Origin of the sequence: Staphylococcus sp. GDY8P126P, assembly GCF_017891965.1 — a bacterium.
Taxonomy (GTDB): Bacteria; Bacillota; Bacilli; order Staphylococcales; family Staphylococcaceae; genus Staphylococcus; species Staphylococcus saprophyticus.
The window spans coordinates 21,592-38,933 of record NZ_JAESKG010000006.1 but is presented as its reverse complement, the minus strand read 5'-3'; the positions used below and the strand labels follow the sequence as shown (position 1 = coordinate 38,933).

Sequence of the window (17,342 nt, the reverse complement as noted above, 5' to 3'; positions counted from 1 at the left end):
GAATTATTGTGCTAAATATTTTATTTGCGTTGAGTATTGTAACAAATCCACAATAAAATTACTAACAGCTGTTCCAAGTAATATTGCTAAAAAAATCATACAAATTTGAACTTGTAAGGGATACCCCTTTTTAAAAAACTGCTCTAATCTCACTGCATTTAATGCCCAATAAGCAATACAAATACAAACCACATGTAAGATAAGATGTACAATTGAAAATTGTCCTAGATACTCCATACAATAACTCCTCACTTTAGACTGTCAATTTATTTTACACGAAATAATCATTAAAAGATACTTAAGAACTGCAGAATTTAATTAACTATAATGCTTTTGTTGTTTGAGCACTTCACTTATTATTTTTGTGTCTACTTTACTATACGAACTTACGTCTATAAAAAAAGAGTCTAAGACATTTTTCATGTCTTAGACTCCTTTTGGAGTGAGTAGTAGATGCCTAAATGGAAAAGTAACATCCCACTCACCAATGATATAATTTATTGTAAGTTCGCGACGCGAATACGGTTATTCGCTCTTTCTAAAGCACGTTTAGCTCTATTAACGTCGCTGTTATCTTCTTCATTATTCAAATGAGATTCTGCTCTAGATTTTGCTAATTCAGCTCTAGCAACATCTATTTCATTCGCAGGTTCTGCAGTTTGTACAATAATTGATAATTTATCTTGTCTAACCTCAACAAAACCTTCACTCACTGCAATATATTCTGAACCACCGTCAAAATTTATTTTGACATAGCCAATTTCAAGTGCTGCAACTGTTGGAATATGTCCATACATAACACCGATTTCTCCTGCAGTAGTTTGTAATACTGCAAGATTAACATCTTCTCGGTCGTAAACAGAACCATTAGGAGTGACAATATTTAGGCTTAATGTGTTCATTATCTTTACCTCCTAATTTTTAAACTTCAACACCCATATCTTTAGCTTTTGCGATTACTTCTTCCATACTACCTACAAGACGGAATGCATCTTCAGGGATATGATCATATTCGCCATCTAAAATTGCTTTGAAGCCTTCTACCGTTTTTTGAACAGGTACATATGAACCTTTTTGACCAGTAAATTGTTCAGCTACGTGGAAGTTTTGTGATAAGAAGAACTGGATACGACGTGCACGTTCAACAGTTTGTTTATCTTCTTCTGATAATTCATCCATACCTAAAATAGCAATAATATCTTGTAATTCTCTATATTTTTGTAATGTAGATTGTACATCACGAGCTATTTCATAATGATCTTGACCAACAATTGTAGGGTCTAATGCTCTAGAAGTAGATGCAAGCGGATCAACGGCAGGATAAATACCCATTTCCGTTAATTTACGTTCTAGGTTAGTTGTAGCATCTAAGTGAGCAAAGACAGCTGCTGGTGCTGGGTCAGTATAATCATCGGCAGGTACGAAAACTGCTTGGATTGACGTTACAGATCCTTTAGTTGTTGATGTAATACGTTCTTGTAATTGACCCATTTCAGTAGCAAGTGTAGGTTGATAACCAACGGCTGATGGCATACGACCTAATAGTGCTGATACTTCTGAACCAGCTTGCGTAAATCTGAATATGTTATCAATAAATAGTAAAACATCTTGTCCTTGTACATCACGGAAGTGTTCAGCCATTGTTAAGCCTGATAAAGCAACACGCATACGCGCACCAGGTGGCTCATTCATTTGTCCGAAGACCATAGCTGTTTTCTTAATAACACCACTATCACTCATTTCGTAGTATAAGTCATTACCTTCACGCGTACGTTCACCTACGCCGGCAAATACTGAAATACCACCATGTTCTTGAGCTATATTATTAATTAATTCTTGAATTAATACTGTTTTACCTACACCAGCGCCACCGAACAAACCGATTTTACCACCTTTAATATACGGTGCAAGTAAATCAATTACTTTAATACCTGTTTCTAAGATTTCAACTTTTGTTGATAATTGATCGAATGCAGGTGCTTCTCTATGAATTGGATCACGTTTGACAGAAGTATCAAGCTTCTCGTCTAAGTCAATTGTATCACCAAGAACATTAAACACACGTCCTAACGTAGCATCACCAACTGGAACACTGATGCTATCTCCGCTATCTCGAACTTCTGTACCACGTTTAACACCATCAGTAGAATCCATTGCAATTGTACGTACGACGTCATCGCCAAGTTGTAATGCCACTTCTAATGTAAGAGATACTGTACCTTCATCTCTTTCAACGTCTACGACTAAGGCATTGTTAATTTCTGGAACTTCATTGTGCTCAAAGCGAACATCAATTACTGGACCCATAACTTGAGTTACACGGCCTAATCCCATGTTTTTTTCCTCCTTTAATAATTATTCAAGCGCAACTGAGCCACCGACAATTTCAGTGATTTGTTGAGTAATTGCTGCTTGTCTTGCTCTGTTATATTGAATAGATAAGTCATCAATAATTTCTGACGCATTATCTGATGCATTTTTCATTGCAGTCATACGCGTAGCATGTTCACTTGCTTTTGCATCTAAAATCGTTCCATATATTAAACTTTCAACATATTGAGGTAAAATGACGCTCAATATTGCCTCTTTGTCTGGTTCGAACTCATATGATGACAATTGACCATGTCCTAAGCTAGAGTCCTCAGGAGACAATGGAAGCACAGTTTTGGTAGAAGGTGTATTTTCTAATACACTTACGAAATGACTAAAATAAATTTTCACCTCATCAACTTCTTCTTCACTATACAAATCTATAGCTTTTTTAGCTATTGCTTGTACTTCTTTAAAAGAAGGTTGATCTGGTACATCTATAAGTGAATCATGTATGTCATAACCTTTATTTTTAAGGAAATCCACACCAGTTTGACCTAATACTAGAATTGAATAATCATCTTTACTTGCATGTTTTTCTTCAATATCTTTTATAAGGTGTTTTAATACGTTTGCATTGTAAGCACCTGCAAGACCTTTATCACTTGTAATCACTAGGTAGGCACTTTTCTTCACTTTTCGTTGTTGTAACATTGGGTGACGTGAATTTTTATCTGCACCTGCAACTGCAGTAATCGCATCTTGCATTTTTTCCATATATGGTCTGAACTGTTTCGTGTTGCTTTCCGCACGGCGCAATTTAGAACTTGATACCATGTTCATTGCTTTCGTAATTTGCTTCATTTTTTTGGTTGATTTTATACGTGTATCAATCTCTTTAAGAGATCCCATTATCTCACCACCTTTTATTTAAGATTAACTATTATGCTTCTGATTTGCTAAAGCTTTTTTTGAATTCTGTAATTGCTGATTCAAATGCTTCATCTTTTGGTAATGCACCTGAAGTTTTAATTTCATTTAATAGTTCAGTCGCATTAGACTTAGCCCAAAGATTTAATTCTTCCTCGAAACGAGTAATATCTTCTACTGGGATGTCATCTAAATAACCTTTAGTCAATGCATAAATAATTAATACTTGATTTTCGACAGGTAGTGGTTTGTTTTTATCTTGTTTTAAGATTTCAACCGTACGTTTACCACGTTCTAATTTTTTAGCTGTAAACTCATCTAAATCTGAACCAAATTGTGCAAATGACTCTAATTCACGATAAGAAGCTAAATCTAAACGTAACGTACCAGCAACTTTTTTCATTGCTTTTATCTGTGCAGAACCACCAACACGTGATACAGATTGACCAGCATTAATGGCAGGTCTTACACCTGAGAAGAATAAATCAGATTGTAAGAAGATTTGTCCATCTGTAATTGAAATAACGTTAGTTGGTACATAAGCTGCGATATCGCCTGCTTGTGTTTCTATAATTGGTAAGGCAGTAATAGAGCCTCCACCTAAATCATCATTTAACTTCGCTGCTCTCTCAAGTAATCTACTATGTAAGTAGAACACATCGCCTGGGTATGCTTCACGGCCTGGTGGTCTACGTAATAATAGTGATAACTCACGGTAAGCTGCAGCTTGTTTCGTTAAATCATCATAAACAATTAAAACGTCTTTACCAGCAAACATGAATTCTTCAGCCATAGCTACACCTGAATATGGTGCAATATAAAGCATTGGAGCTGGGTCAGCTGCTGAAGCAGAAACAACAATTGTGTAATCTAACGCGCCTTCTTGGCGTAGCTTTTCAACATTAGCACGAACAGTTGAATCTTTTTGTCCAATAGCAACATAAATACAAATTGTATCTTGATCAGCTTGGTTTAAAATTGTATCAATAGCAACCGTAGTTTTACCTGTTTGACGGTCACCAATGATTAATTCACGTTGACCACGACCAATTGGTACAAGTGCATCAATGGCTTTAATACCAGTTTGTAATGGTTCATCAACTGATTTACGGTCCATTACACCTGTTGCTTTTTTCTCTACAGGTCTTGTGCTTGTTGTATTAACTGGACCTTGTCCATCAATAGGTTGTCCAAGTGGGTTCACAACACGACCAATAAGTTCGTTACCTACAGGAACTTCCATAATACGTCCAGTACGTTTTACTTCGTCCCCTTCTTTGATATCAGCGTATGGTCCTAAAATAACTACACCGACATTTGATTCTTCTAAGTTTTGTGCTAAGCCTAGAACGCCACTTTTGAATTCTATTAGCTCACCAGCCATAACATCGTTTAATCCGTGGATTAATGCGATACCGTCACCAATTTGTAGTACTGTACCTACATCAGTAACTGCCATTTCCGACTCATAATTTTCGATTTGTGAGCGAAGTAATGCACTGATTTCTTCAGCTTTAATGGCCATCTATGTCACTCCTTCAAATTTTATTTCACTCTAATAAATTGTCTTTCTAATTGTGCAAGATCATTTTTAATACTTGCGTCCATCACTTTCGTACCAACTTTAACTCTGATACCACCGATAAGTTCAGGATTAATTTTGTTAGTAATCATTATTTTAGAAAGTTTAGTTCGTGCTTTAATAATTTCTTCTATACTTGATAATTCTTCTTCTGACAATTGATATACGGATTCGATTACAGCATAGTCTTGATTATGCTGTTCATTATATAATGTTTCAAACGCGATATATATTTCATGAATGTGTCCTAAATGACGATTGCTAGCAAGTATTGTCAGCATATTCTGCAAGTATTGGTTCGTTTGTCCAAATACAATGCTTACGAAGCGACGACGTTGCTCAACATCTTTTTGTGGATCTGCATCCAATGCTTGTAGCTTTTTATTTTCAGATTGAACTGCTTCATTAATTGTTGAAAATTCATCGTACATGTCGTCAAGTATGTCTGCATCTTTAGCAGTATCAAATAATGCTTTGGCATATTTTTTTGCTATGTTTGCCATTACTTATCGCCTGCCTCTTTTATGTACTTTTCAACTAAAGCTTTTTGATCTTTATCTGAGATTTCTTTTTGCAGTACTTTAGAAGCGATTAAAACAGAAAGCTCAGAAACTTGGTTGTTAATATCTGCAATTGCACGTTCTTTTTCACTGTTGATTTCATTCTGTGCAGTTTCAATCATGCCATTAGCTCTGATATTTGCTTCATGAATAATTTCTTCATGTTGTTTTCGAGCTTGAACTTTAGATTCTTCTAAAATCTTTTGAACCTCATCTTGTGTTTCTTTTAGTGTTTGTTTATTTTGTTCTTCTAACTTTTGTGCATTTAATTTAGCTTGTTCAGCATCATCAATGTCTTTATTAATATCGTGTTCACGTTTATCCATTACATCTTTTAATGGACCCCATGCGAACTTTTTCAATAAAGCTAATAAGATAAGAAAAGTTACAAGCGTAACGATTATTGTCCCCCATTGAACGCCGCTAGTTCCAGCTGCACCAAGTACAAACATATTTGTCGTAGCAGTCACTTACATAGACACTCCTTTCATACATTATAATCATAAGACATTATTGATAAAAACGAACGGCGAAAGTCTTTCAGACTTCGCCATAATAATTAGTTGAATTATAGTGACATGAAAGCGATAACTACACCAATGATAGGTAATGCTTCAACTAAACCGATACCGATGAACATAATACCCATTAATTGTCCACGTGCTTCTGGTTGACGAGCGACACCTTCTACTGTTCTTGAAACGATAAGACCATTACCAATACCTGCACCTAATGCTGATAAGCCGATTGCGATTGCTGCTGCGATTAAATTCATTTATAAAATCCTCCTAGTTTTTCTTTAAAATTTAATTAATTAATGACTGTCCTGAACTTTATGGGACATGTAAACCATTGAAAGCATAACGAAAATATATGCTTGAATTGTACCGATGAATATTGAAAACCCTTGCCAAACAACTAAACCAGGTAACCCGATTATCCAACCCCATGCTCTAGTTGAATCACCTGTTACTAATCCTGCCAATAATCCTAATAGCAATTCACCTGCGAAAATATTACCGTAGAGTCGAAGACCTAACGTTAAAGTTGAAGTGAATTCTTCAAAGATATTAATTGGTAATAAAAAGATTGGTTTTGTATAGTTTTGGAAATAACCTTTTGTACCTTTCATTCTAACACCATAAAAATGTGTTAATAGAATGATGAGTGTTGACAGTGTTAAAGTAACTGTCGCATCAGCTGTTGGTGATTTCCACCACAACGTATGCCCTGAAATTAATTGAAATGGAAGTCCTAGCATATTACTCACAAATATAAAGAATATAAGTGTTACTGCCAAGAAATGGAATTGCCCACCTTTTGACCATGCCATGTTACTTTCAATAATACCTCTTACAAAGTCAAAAACCCACTCTATGAAATTTTGTTTACCAGTTGGTCGTTTTTTGAGGTTGCGTGTACAAATAATAGCAATGACAAAAACAATAACCGCTGTAATAATCAACATCATAATTGATGAAAGATTAAACACTATGTCTAGACCAAATACATTCCAACTGACTAGAGGGTCTTTATGATTCATGCTTTCTCACCTCTTTCGTTTTAAAATTTATTTCTTGTGTAAAAATGGTTTGAAAACAATTAAAACATATGAAATCATTAAACCAATAACCACACCAATGATATTAATTTCATCCTTATAAAAATACCAAATACAACATGCTAGAACCACTATTAAATATCTCCAAACGTTGCCCGTTGAAATATGTATGTTATCTTTTTCTTTTGCCTTTGCTAAATAATATTCGAAAGTAAAAGTATTAAAAAGTGATCCAATTGTACCTATTATAAGCCCTAATATAAATGGTGAGTATGTGAAAATAAACACAATTAATAGTACAACTATACCATATAAATAGTATTGAATGTATCTATTAAAAATGATGTTGAAACGTTCCATGACTATGCCTCACTTCATCTTTTTCATGCAATAATGAGAACCATTTCAATCATACAGTTTTAATAATAATATAGGGGTAGTTAACGTGTCAATTCTATACAAAATGTAGTTTAATTTTTTCTCAAATTGTCACAGAACCGACACATTCCCCCTTTTTAATTATTTGAATGATTCTGGCTTTTTGGAAATTATATGAAAATAATATTTGATATTCTCACAAATTCGTAAAGCGGCATTTCCATCTCCATAAGGATTTCGTGCATGGCTCATTTTGTCATATAACATTTTGTCATCTAATAATTGTTTCGTAGAATCAAATATGTTTTTCTCGTGGGTGCCTACTATTTTAAGCGTACCAGCATTCACACCTTCGGGTCTTTCTGTAGCATCTCTTAACACAAGTACAGGTTTACCTAATGAAGGCGCTTCTTCTTGCACACCTCCAGAATCAGTTAATATCAAGTATGATTGATGGGCAAAATTATGAAAATCCACAACTTCCAATGGTTCCACCAATTCAATTCGCTCGTGATTTGATAAATAAGTTTCTGCAATTTCCCTAACTTTAGGATTTTTATGCACTGGGTAAACCACAACGACATCTTCAAATGCTTCGACAATATCTCTAACAGCTTTAAATATATGCACCATAGGTTCACCAATATTTTCACGTCGGTGCGCAGTTAACAAAATGATACGTTTATCTTTATGCTTTGCTATAATCTCAGAATGATAGTGATCATGTATTGTCGTCTTCATAGCATCTATAGCCGTATTACCTGTCACAACGATTGATTCCTCTGGTTTGTTTTCTGCTAAAAGATTGTGAGCAGCATTATTGGTAGGGGCAAAATTCAAATCTGCCATTACCCCTACCATTTGTCTATTCATTTCTTCAGGAAATGGAGCATATTTATCCCATGTTCTTAAGCCAGCCTCGACATGACCTATAGGAATCTGATTATATAATGCTGCTAAACTACCAGCAAACGTCGTCATTGTGTCACCATGAACGAGTATCATATCTGGTTGTTCTTTCTTTATAACATCCTCTAGTCTCGATAAAATACGTGACGTAATTTCAGACAGTGACTGGCCTTGTTTCATGATATCCAAATCATAATCTGGTGTGATGTGGAAGCTAGTCAGAACTGAATCAAGCATTTCTCTATGTTGAGCCGTAACAACTACGATAGGTTCTAGCGCATCGTCATGTTTCAACGCTTGAATTAGAGGTGCCATTTTTACTGCTTCTGGACGTGTGCCGAAGACAGTCATTATTTTTTTCATTTTTCCTCCACTCCTGGGCGAAACTATTTTGTACCGAATAAACGGTCACCTGCATCACCTAAACCTGGTGTGATATATGCATGATCATCAAGCTTTTCATCTAATGCAGCGATAAATATATCCACATCTTCATGAGCTGCTTGTAATTTTTCTACACCTTCAGGGGCAGCGATTAAACACATAAAACGAATATTTTTAGCCCCACGTTTTTTTAATGAATTAATAGCTTCTATAGCTGAAGCACCTGTTGCTAACATTGGGTCTACAACTACAATTTCTCTTTCTTCAATATCTTGTGGTAATTTCACAAAATATTCAACGGCTTCTAGTGTTTCAGGATCTCTATAAAGACCCACATGACCTATTCTAGCTGCAGGTACTAATGTTAAAATACCTTGTGTCATCCCTAATCCTGCTCTTAAGATTGGTACAAACGCTAATTTTTTACCTGTTAATCTTTTAGCAATCATTTTTGTTACTGGTGTTTCTATTTCCACATCCTGTAATTCTAAATCTCTTGTAACTTCATATGCCATTAACATACCTACTTCATCTACTAGCTCTCTAAATTCTTTAGTCCCAGTATGTACGTCACGGATATAACTTAATTTGTGTTGAATAAGTGGGTGATCAAAAACATGTACTTTGCCCATAAATTTATTTCCTCCAATTTTAATTATATAAAGGATGTTTTGAAGTTAAAGTCTTAACTCTTTCTTTCCCTTCGGCTAATGCTTTTTCATTTTCTGGGTCTTTTAAAACTAAACTAATGATTTTCGCAACTTCTTCAAAAGCAGTTTCATCAAAACCACGTGTTGTTGCAGCTGGGGTACCTAAACGGATACCACTCGTTACGAAAGGTTTTTCTTGATCAAAAGGAATTGTATTTTTATTACAAGTTATTCCAATTGCATCTAGTGTTTCTTCAGCAACTTTACCTGTAATACCCACAGAACCTTTGACGTCTACTGCGACGAGGTGATTATCCGTTCCTCCAGATACAACTCTAAATCCTTCGTCAGTCAATGTGTTAGCTAATGTTTTAGCATTTTGAATCACTTGTTGTTGATAAACTTTAAAGTCATCTTGTAATGCCTCACCAAATGCAACTGCTTTAGCAGCAATCACATGCTCTAATGGGCCACCTTGGATACCTGGGAATATCGTTTTATCAATTTGTTTTTTATATTCTTCTTTACATAAAATCATGCCGCCACGAGGTCCGCGTAATGTTTTATGTGTAGTTGTCGTTACGAAATCTGCATATTCCACAGGATTTGGATGTAAACCAACTGCGACTAAACCAGCGATATGTGCCATATCAACCATTAATTTTGCGCCAACTTCATCAGCAATTTCTTTGAATCGTTTGAAATCGATTGTTCTTGAATAAGCTGATGCACCAGCAACAATTAATTTAGGTTTATGTTCTTTAGCAACTTTTAATACTTCATCATAATCAATTTGCTCATTTTCTTGGTCTACACCATATTCCACAAAGTTATAAAATTGACCACTAAAGTTCACAGGTGCACCATGTGTTAAATGGCCACCATGGCTTAAATTCATACCTAATACAGTATCACCGTGTTCTAATGCTACGAGATAAACAGCCATATTGGCCTGAGATCCTGAGTGTGGTTGAACATTAACATGTTCTGCGTCAAATAATTTTTTAGCACGATCAATAGCTAATGTTTCTGACACATCTACGTATTCACAACCGCCATAATATCTTCTATTAGGATAGCCTTCAGCATACTTGTTCGTTAACACTGATCCTTGGGCTTCCATAACTGCTTCTGAAACAAAGTTCTCTGAAGCAATGAGCTCGATATTGTTATTTTGACGGTTAAATTCATTTTGAATCACTTCATATATTTCTTTATCTTGCTTTTGAATAAATGACATTGGTAATTCCCTCGTTTCTGTATTAGTTATATTTTGCTCTTTCGCCACCAATTTTCTTAGGTCTTGAAGAAGCGATGGTTACAATTGCTTCACCAATTTGCTTAACACTTGTACGTTCTGGAATAGCGACATGCTTGATGTGCATTCCAATAAGGGTTTGACCAATATCAATACCTTTAGGTACCGATATATGTTCAACAACCATTGGTTCATCCATATGCTTGTATGCATAAGTGGCAAGACTTCCACCAGCATGAACATCTGGTACAACCGTAACTTCTTCCATCGTGAGGGGATTGAATTGTGCTCTTTCTATTGTTACCGCTCTGTTTATATGTTCACAACCTTGATATACAAAAGAAACGCCTGTTTCATTTTCGATTACTTTCAATGAATCAAATATTTCTTTAGCTACTTCCATAGAACCTACACTACCAATGCGTTCACCAATGATTTCTGATGTTGAACAACCGATAATGCATAATTCATTAGCCTTGAAAAAAGATTGTGATTTTAATTCATCTAACAATAACTTCAAATCTTCCATTCTTGCACCCCTTTTTATTAATGACATAAAAAGTAATTGAATCTCAAACCGCTTTAAAACATACAAAATTGACTGATAGCAAATTTGCTACACGTTTTTATTATAACGTATTTACTAACGTACTTATACTAATTTCACCAATTTATTAGTTTAATATTTTATTTTTTAAACTATCTATCAGTAAATTTAATTCATTATATATTTCAAGATATGCAGATTTACTCCCACCAAACGGATCGGAAACCTCTCCTATCTTGTCTACATACTCATTTAAAGTAAATACGTGATCGGTGTTATCATACAATTCCTTAATTATGCGCTTATGAGATGAACCCATCGTCAATATTAAATCTGCATTTATATCTGAAGCAGTAAAAGACTGGGCTTGGTATGGCACATTTAAATGACGCTCAAGTAAAATTTCCTTAGTATGATCTGATATCGGTTGACCATCTATAGCATACATACCACGTGACACAATTGTATGGTTAGGTAATTTGGACTGAGCGATACTTTCAGCCATAGGACTCCTACAAGTATTTCCTGTACAAACAAAAATGATTTTCATAAATCTGCTCCTTCAATAATAGATTGATTAGCCGCTTTCATCATTCTATTCATAATTGCCGTAGTGTTATCATTCAAATCAAATCCATAAATAAAGGCATGTTGAATTTGATCGTCTTGGTCTAACTGATGCAATATTTGATAAAGATTATGATTAGCCCCTTTAATATCATTTTCATCTTCGCATAAAGGTATAAATTTCGCAGCTTCTGGTATTAACGCTTGTTTGCTACGAGGTACGATAAACGCTGTTTGTGTCCAATTTGAAGTCGATGTAGGTAACGCATTAAAAGACTTCAATATTCTTACTGGTGTATCAGGTGAATAATGTTTATATTTCATACCTGGAGCAATTGGTTTTTCAGAATCTAATGTACCTATTGTTGTCACACTTTCTGGAATAACCGCTTCTATCATAGATTTTGTGATAGAACCGGGTCTAGCGATTTTAAATGGAAATTGTGTACAATCGAGCACAGTACTTTCTAACCCCTCTTCACTTTGGTCTCCATTCACAATACCATCGATACGCCCGTCCAAATCACGATAAACATGTTCAAATGTAGTCGGTGAGGGTCTGCCACTCAAATTTGCACTGGGTGCCGCAATTGGCATATCAACATATTTTAGTATTTGTCTTCCGATTGGATGACTTGGCATACGCACTGCAATGGAATCTAACCCACCACTAACACTTTCACATAAATAGCCTTTTTTTAATGGAACAATAAATGAAATCGGTCCAGGCCAAAATTCATTCATTAACATTTCAACTTCTTTTGACAGCTTATCTGTAAAAGCTTGTATTTGTTCAACTTTATAGATATGAACAATTAAAGGATTGTCAGATGGTCTACCTTTCGCACTATAAATGTGTTTAATTGCTGCTTCATTACGTGCATCTGCACCCAATCCGTATACAGTTTCAGTTGGTATAGCAATTAAACCGCCATTTTCAAAAATTACTTTTATATCATTCAGTTCATTATCTGTATTCAATTGATTATTAGATTGGCGTAAATCCCATATTTTTGTATTCACTTAGACTCACCCTTTCATCTTGTTATCTATTTTAAAACAAAATAAAAAGTTATGCACTCTCATGATTAATCATGTTTAGCACATAACTTATGATCACCAAACAAATGAAATTATTCGGTCGTTATTATTTATATCTTTAATGATTTGTACATCTAAACTTGGATATTTCTCAATAATACGTTGTTTCAATGTTTGTCCTTGATTAAATCCAATTTCAAACACAACTTTCGCATTTGGCAATAATACTTCGGGTAACTGATCTATAATTTTATCATAGATATCATAGCCATTGTTTTTTGCAAAAAGCGCAGTATGTGGTTCATAGTTTAACACTGTATTATCCATAATAAATGCATCATTATCATCAATATATGGCGGATTAGAAATAAGTCCATTTACTTTGATGCCGTGCTCAATCAGTGGCATTAATGTATCACCTTGTAGAAATCTAATTTCTACTTGGTGCATCTTAGCGTTAGCCTTAGCGACAGATAACGCTGAAGTATATAAATCTGTAGCATAAACTTCTAATGAAGGGTTCAATTTTTTTAATGAAATCGGTATATTCCCACTCCCCGTGCCTATATCTACAACACAATCTCCTGAATGAAGTTGATTATAAAAATGAAGCATTACTTCTTCTGTTTCAGGTCTTGGAATAAGACAATGCTTATTCACTTTAAAAACTTCACCATAGAATGTTTGTTTACCTAGGATATATTGTATTGGTTCATCATTTAGCATTCTTTGTGTTGCGTCATCAAATAAGTTTTTATGTTGAAGTGTTACTTCATCATCCATATGCATTAAGTAATTGGCTTTAGACCAATTAAACAAATCCAACATTAACCATTCGGCACGCGTTGATTCAATACCTTGTTCATTGCATTTCACTTTAGCTTGATTTAATAATGTTTTATAATTCACCATTATTTAATTCTTTCAATTTATCAGTTTGTTCCGCTAAAGTTAAAGCATCAATAATTTCATCCAACTTACCTTCCATAATTTGGTCTAATTTTTGTAAAGTTAAACCAATACGATGATCTGTTACACGGCTTTGCGGATAGTTATAGGTTCTGATACGTTCTGAACGATCTCCTGTACCCACTGCTGATTTACGTTGGGCAGCATATTTTTGTTGCTCTTCTTGTAATTTCATATCAAATAAGCGTGCTTTTAATACTTTTAGTGCTTTTTCACGGTTTTGGATTTGCGATTTTTCTGAAGAAGTCGCAATAACACCGGTTGGAATATGTGTAATACGCACAGCTGAATCTGTTGTATTAACGTGCTGACCACCTGCACCACTTGAACGGTATGTGTCAATTTTCAAATCTTCGTTGCGAACTTCTATTTCAACATCTTCTACCTCAGGAAGTACTGCAACTGTAGCTGTTGATGTATGGATACGTCCGCCTGATTCAGTTTCAGGTACACGCTGTACACGGTGTGCACCATTCTCATATTTTAATTTACTAAAAGCACCATTACCAGAAACAGAAAAACTTATTTCTTTATAACCACCATGATCACTTTCGGTAACTTCTACAATATCTGTCTTATAATTTAACGTTTCAGCATATTTGGAATACATTCTAAATAGGTCACCAGCAAAAATTGCTGCCTCATCTCCACCTGCTGCTGCACGAATTTCTACAATAACGTCTTTGTCATCATTAGGATCTTTAGGGATCAATAAGAACTTAAGTTCTTCTTCTAACTTAGGTACTTTATTTTGAAGTGTTTGATGTTCCTCTTTCAACATTTCAATTTCATCATTATCTTTTGTATCACGTAACATTTCTTCTACTTCAGAAATATCTTCTTTTGTTTGTTTATAATCGCGATAAACGTCCACTGTTTTTTGTAATTCTGCCTGCTCTTTAGAATATTTACGTAAATTATCTGGATTATTTACGACATCAGGATCACTTAACATTTCATTTAATTGTTCATATCTTTCTTCTACTATGTCTAATTGATCAAACACTACATTTCCTCCTTCTCAGTATTGCTAGGCGCTACTATATGATGCGCTCTGCATCTGGGTTCATAGCTTTCATTAGCACCAACTAAAATGACTGGGTCGTCGATTTTTGCTGGGTTACCATCAATTAATCTTTGCGTACGACTTGACGATGCACCGCAAACCGCACAAACTGCTTGAAGTTTAGTTACATCCTCACTCACAGCCATCAATTGTGGCATTGGCTCGAAAGGTTGTGCTCTAAAGTCCATATCTAGACCAGCAGTAATGACTCTATGTCCTTTTTCAGCTAACTGTTCAGCTATATGTACAATACCATTTTCAAAAAATTGCACTTCGTCTATTCCAATTACATCTACTTCTGATAAATCGTGCTTTAATATCTCAGCTGCTGTCGAAATATTAATTGCTTCTATAGCATTGCCATTGTGAGAAACAATCTTATCTTTATGATAGCGGTCATCTATAGCTGGTTTAAATACAACTACTTTTTGTTTAGCATAAAGCCCTCGTCTTAATCGACGAATAAGCTCTTCAGATTTGCCACTAAACATACTTCCAGTAATACATTCAATCCACCCGGAATGATAAGTTTCATACATTATGCGTTCCACCTTTTTTCAAAACATAATCGATTCATTATATCATATTTTCCACTACAAAATAGAATATATTTTCAAGTTACTGCGTTAATTTTATGTAACAATTTGGGATATACAAATAGAACTATCGTTAAATTCTCATTGAACTGCCTACTAACAAAACTGATCCACTTTGTTTCAACATTGTATACAAACTTAAATTTAATGCTATACTTGCAGCCAGTATCGTTACTCATAAAATAAAGGAATTTCAACATTGTTTATGATATCTATTTGTGATTAGGAAGTGCTTTTTAACATAAAAAGGCATTCTCATAAAATGAGAATGCCTTATACCAACAATTATTCGTTGCTTGATTTGAATCCGAATTTTTTGTTGAAACGTTCCACACGACCATCCGCCGCAGCGAATTTTTGACGTCCTGTGTAGAATGGATGTGAATCAGATGAAATGTCTAAACGAATAACTGGGTATTCATTACCATCTTCCCATTCCATTGTCTCTGATGATGTTTTAGTTGAACCACTTAAGAATTTAAAATCTGTAGTAGTATCTAAAAAGATAACATTGTGATATTCAGGATGAATATTTTGTCTCATTATTTTCAGCTCCTTTGCCCTGAACCATCTGGAACAGAGTTTTTTGTGAGTTTTTTACCCAATACTTGATAATTATAATGTCTATAAATATAAAACGCAACCCTAAATCTCATATTGGTATTATATCTATGAATCATTTAGTAATTAAATGATTGGTTTACCCGTTTTTGTGCTTTCTTTAGCAGCTTTTTGTAACTGTTCAAAGAATTCTTGGTTATTGTCTGTTCGTTTGAGTTTACGAACAAATCTTTCTGTAAAGTCCGTTGAATCTGTAAACATATTGCGTAATTGCCATAATGAATCCAGTTCTTTGGGATCAATGAGCAATTCTTCTTTACGTGTTGAACTGCGTCCAATATCAATTGCTGGAAATACTCGACGTTCTGCTAATTTACGATCTAAATGTAACTCCATGTTTCCAGTACCTTTAAATTCTTCGTAAATCATGTCATCCATACGCGAACCAGTTTCAACTAAAGCTGTAGCTAATATAGTCATACTGCCACCCGCTTCAATATTTCTTGCTGCACCAAAGAATGCTTTTGGTTTGTGTAAAGATGCTGGATCTAACCCACCAGATAACGTACGACCACTTGGCGGAATAACAAGGTTATAAGCACGTGCCAATCTTGTTATAGAATCCATTAGTATAATGACATCCTTACCAATTTCAACTAAGCGTTTCGCACGTTCTAATAATAATTCTGCAACTTTGACATGGTGTTGAGGTGGCTCATCAAATGTAGAATGAACTACTTCTGCAGTTTCTACAGATCTTTCTATATCAGTAACCTCTTCTGGTCGTTCTCCTACTAATAATACAAATAATTCTGCATCAGGTTTATTCGTTGCAATTGCATTTGCAATTTCTTTTAATAAAGAGGTTTTCCCTGCTTTAGGCGGTGCGACGATAAGTCCACGTTGTCCTAATCCAATTGGCGTGATTAAATCCATGATTCGAGTTGAAAAATTCTGCTTTGTAGTTTCTAACACAATTCTTTCTTCTGGATATAACGGCGTTAACGCCTGGAAATGAGGACGTTTTTTTACTTCTTCTGCATTCTCATCATTAACAAAATCAACCTGTAATAAACCATAATACTTTTCATTATCCTTTGGCTTTCTAACCTTACCAGTCACTTTATCTCCTCGTTTAATTTCAAAACGACGAATTTGACTAGCTGAGATATAGATATCTTTTTCTCCCTTAGAATAATTAACTGTTCTTAAAAAGCCATAACCATCTTGTTGGATATCATCTAGAATGCCTTCCATATAATAGTTACCATCTTTTTCCATTTGCGCTTCCATAATCGCGAGAACAAGTTCTTTTTTATTCAATTTACTATAGTTTGTTAGCTTAAGAGATTTTGCTTTTTGAGTGAGATCTTTTGTAGTGTAATTTTTGTATAACTCGTGGAACGATTCATACTGAGGTGATGTTCGTACTTTTTCAGGCATTATCTTGCACCCATTTCATAAATAAGTTTT

At 34.8% G+C, this 17,342-nt stretch carries 21 protein-coding genes; all 21 read right to left on the bottom strand.

Annotated features, from left to right (window positions below):
• Positions 1–3: 3 nt before the first annotated feature.
• Positions 4–237: a DUF1146 family protein gene (locus KA893_RS10650; RefSeq protein ID WP_011302682.1), complete on the bottom strand. Its 234-nt coding sequence runs from the start codon at positions 235–237 to the stop codon at positions 4–6.
• Positions 238–497: 260 nt separating this feature from the next.
• A complete protein-coding gene (locus KA893_RS10645) occupies positions 498–902 on the bottom strand; it encodes a F0F1 ATP synthase subunit epsilon (protein ID WP_002482727.1) in 405 nt (134 codons plus the stop codon).
• A 19-nt stretch (positions 903–921) separates the two neighbouring features.
• Positions 922–2,334: a F0F1 ATP synthase subunit beta gene (gene atpD, locus KA893_RS10640; RefSeq protein WP_002482726.1), complete on the bottom strand. Its 1,413-nt coding sequence runs from the start codon at positions 2,332–2,334 to the stop codon at positions 922–924.
• A 21-nt stretch (positions 2,335–2,355) separates the two neighbouring features.
• Complete coding sequence (gene atpG / locus KA893_RS10635; RefSeq protein WP_002482725.1) at positions 2,356–3,222, bottom strand: ATP synthase F1 subunit gamma; 867 nt, start codon at positions 3,220–3,222, stop codon at positions 2,356–2,358.
• A gap of 31 nt (positions 3,223–3,253) precedes the next feature.
• Positions 3,254–4,765, bottom strand: a complete 1,512-nt coding sequence (gene atpA, locus KA893_RS10630; protein WP_002482724.1) for a F0F1 ATP synthase subunit alpha — start codon at positions 4,763–4,765, stop codon at positions 3,254–3,256.
• 20 nt (positions 4,766–4,785) lie between these two features.
• The gene (locus tag KA893_RS10625; protein ID WP_002482723.1) at positions 4,786–5,325 is read right to left on the bottom strand and encodes a F0F1 ATP synthase subunit delta; all 540 of its coding nucleotides are present in this window, start codon (positions 5,323–5,325) and stop codon (positions 4,786–4,788) included.
• A complete protein-coding gene (locus KA893_RS10620; protein ID WP_011302679.1) occupies positions 5,325–5,852 on the bottom strand; it encodes a F0F1 ATP synthase subunit B in 528 nt (175 codons plus the stop codon). Before KA893_RS10620 ends, KA893_RS10625 begins: the two co-directional genes overlap by 1 nt.
• Positions 5,853–5,950: 98 nt before the next feature.
• The gene (atpE, locus tag KA893_RS10615; protein ID WP_002482721.1) at positions 5,951–6,157 is read right to left on the bottom strand and encodes a F0F1 ATP synthase subunit C; all 207 of its coding nucleotides are present in this window, start codon (positions 6,155–6,157) and stop codon (positions 5,951–5,953) included.
• A gap of 39 nt (positions 6,158–6,196) precedes the next feature.
• A complete protein-coding gene (gene atpB / locus KA893_RS10610) occupies positions 6,197–6,925 on the bottom strand; it encodes a F0F1 ATP synthase subunit A (protein WP_002482720.1) in 729 nt (242 codons plus the stop codon).
• 27 nt (positions 6,926–6,952) lie between these two features.
• Positions 6,953–7,303, bottom strand: a complete 351-nt coding sequence (locus KA893_RS10605; RefSeq protein ID WP_011302677.1) for an ATP synthase subunit I — start codon at positions 7,301–7,303, stop codon at positions 6,953–6,955.
• Positions 7,304–7,462: 159 nt separating this feature from the next.
• Complete coding sequence (wecB, locus tag KA893_RS10600) at positions 7,463–8,593, bottom strand: non-hydrolyzing UDP-N-acetylglucosamine 2-epimerase (RefSeq protein ID WP_011302676.1); 1,131 nt, start codon at positions 8,591–8,593, stop codon at positions 7,463–7,465.
• Between the two features lie 23 nt (positions 8,594–8,616).
• Entirely contained in the window at positions 8,617–9,246 is a 630-nt protein-coding gene (upp, locus tag KA893_RS10595) for a uracil phosphoribosyltransferase (RefSeq protein ID WP_002482718.1), read from the bottom strand.
• 19 nt (positions 9,247–9,265) lie between these two features.
• Positions 9,266–10,504: a serine hydroxymethyltransferase gene (glyA, locus tag KA893_RS10590; RefSeq protein ID WP_002482717.1), complete on the bottom strand. Its 1,239-nt coding sequence runs from the start codon at positions 10,502–10,504 to the stop codon at positions 9,266–9,268.
• 22 nt (positions 10,505–10,526) lie between these two features.
• On the bottom strand, positions 10,527–11,051 hold the full coding sequence (locus tag KA893_RS10585; RefSeq protein ID WP_002482716.1) for a TIGR01440 family protein: 525 nt from the start codon (positions 11,049–11,051) through the stop codon (positions 10,527–10,529).
• Positions 11,052–11,196: 145 nt separating this feature from the next.
• On the bottom strand, positions 11,197–11,619 hold the full coding sequence (locus tag KA893_RS10580) for a low molecular weight protein arginine phosphatase (protein ID WP_011302672.1): 423 nt from the start codon (positions 11,617–11,619) through the stop codon (positions 11,197–11,199).
• The gene (locus tag KA893_RS10575; RefSeq protein WP_210125770.1) at positions 11,616–12,659 is read right to left on the bottom strand and encodes an L-threonylcarbamoyladenylate synthase; all 1,044 of its coding nucleotides are present in this window, start codon (positions 12,657–12,659) and stop codon (positions 11,616–11,618) included. The genes KA893_RS10580 and KA893_RS10575 overlap by 4 nt, the downstream gene beginning before the upstream one ends.
• Positions 12,660–12,752: 93 nt before the next feature.
• A complete protein-coding gene (gene prmC, locus KA893_RS10570; RefSeq protein WP_002482714.1) occupies positions 12,753–13,589 on the bottom strand; it encodes a peptide chain release factor N(5)-glutamine methyltransferase in 837 nt (278 codons plus the stop codon).
• Positions 13,576–14,652 (bottom strand): peptide chain release factor 1, encoded by a 1,077-nt coding sequence (prfA, locus tag KA893_RS10565; protein WP_002482713.1) that lies wholly within the window; start codon positions 14,650–14,652, stop codon positions 13,576–13,578. The genes prmC and prfA overlap by 14 nt, the downstream gene beginning before the upstream one ends.
• Positions 14,652–15,251, bottom strand: coding sequence for a thymidine kinase (locus tag KA893_RS10560; protein ID WP_011302669.1), 600 nt, complete (start codon positions 15,249–15,251; stop codon positions 14,652–14,654). Before KA893_RS10560 ends, prfA begins: the two co-directional genes overlap by 1 nt.
• Positions 15,252–15,593: 342 nt before the next feature.
• Positions 15,594–15,851 (bottom strand): type B 50S ribosomal protein L31, encoded by a 258-nt coding sequence (locus KA893_RS10555; protein ID WP_002482711.1) that lies wholly within the window; start codon positions 15,849–15,851, stop codon positions 15,594–15,596.
• 144 nt (positions 15,852–15,995) lie between these two features.
• Positions 15,996–17,312: a transcription termination factor Rho gene (gene rho / locus KA893_RS10550; protein WP_037538023.1), complete on the bottom strand. Its 1,317-nt coding sequence runs from the start codon at positions 17,310–17,312 to the stop codon at positions 15,996–15,998.
• Between the last annotated feature and the right edge of the window lie 30 nt (positions 17,313–17,342).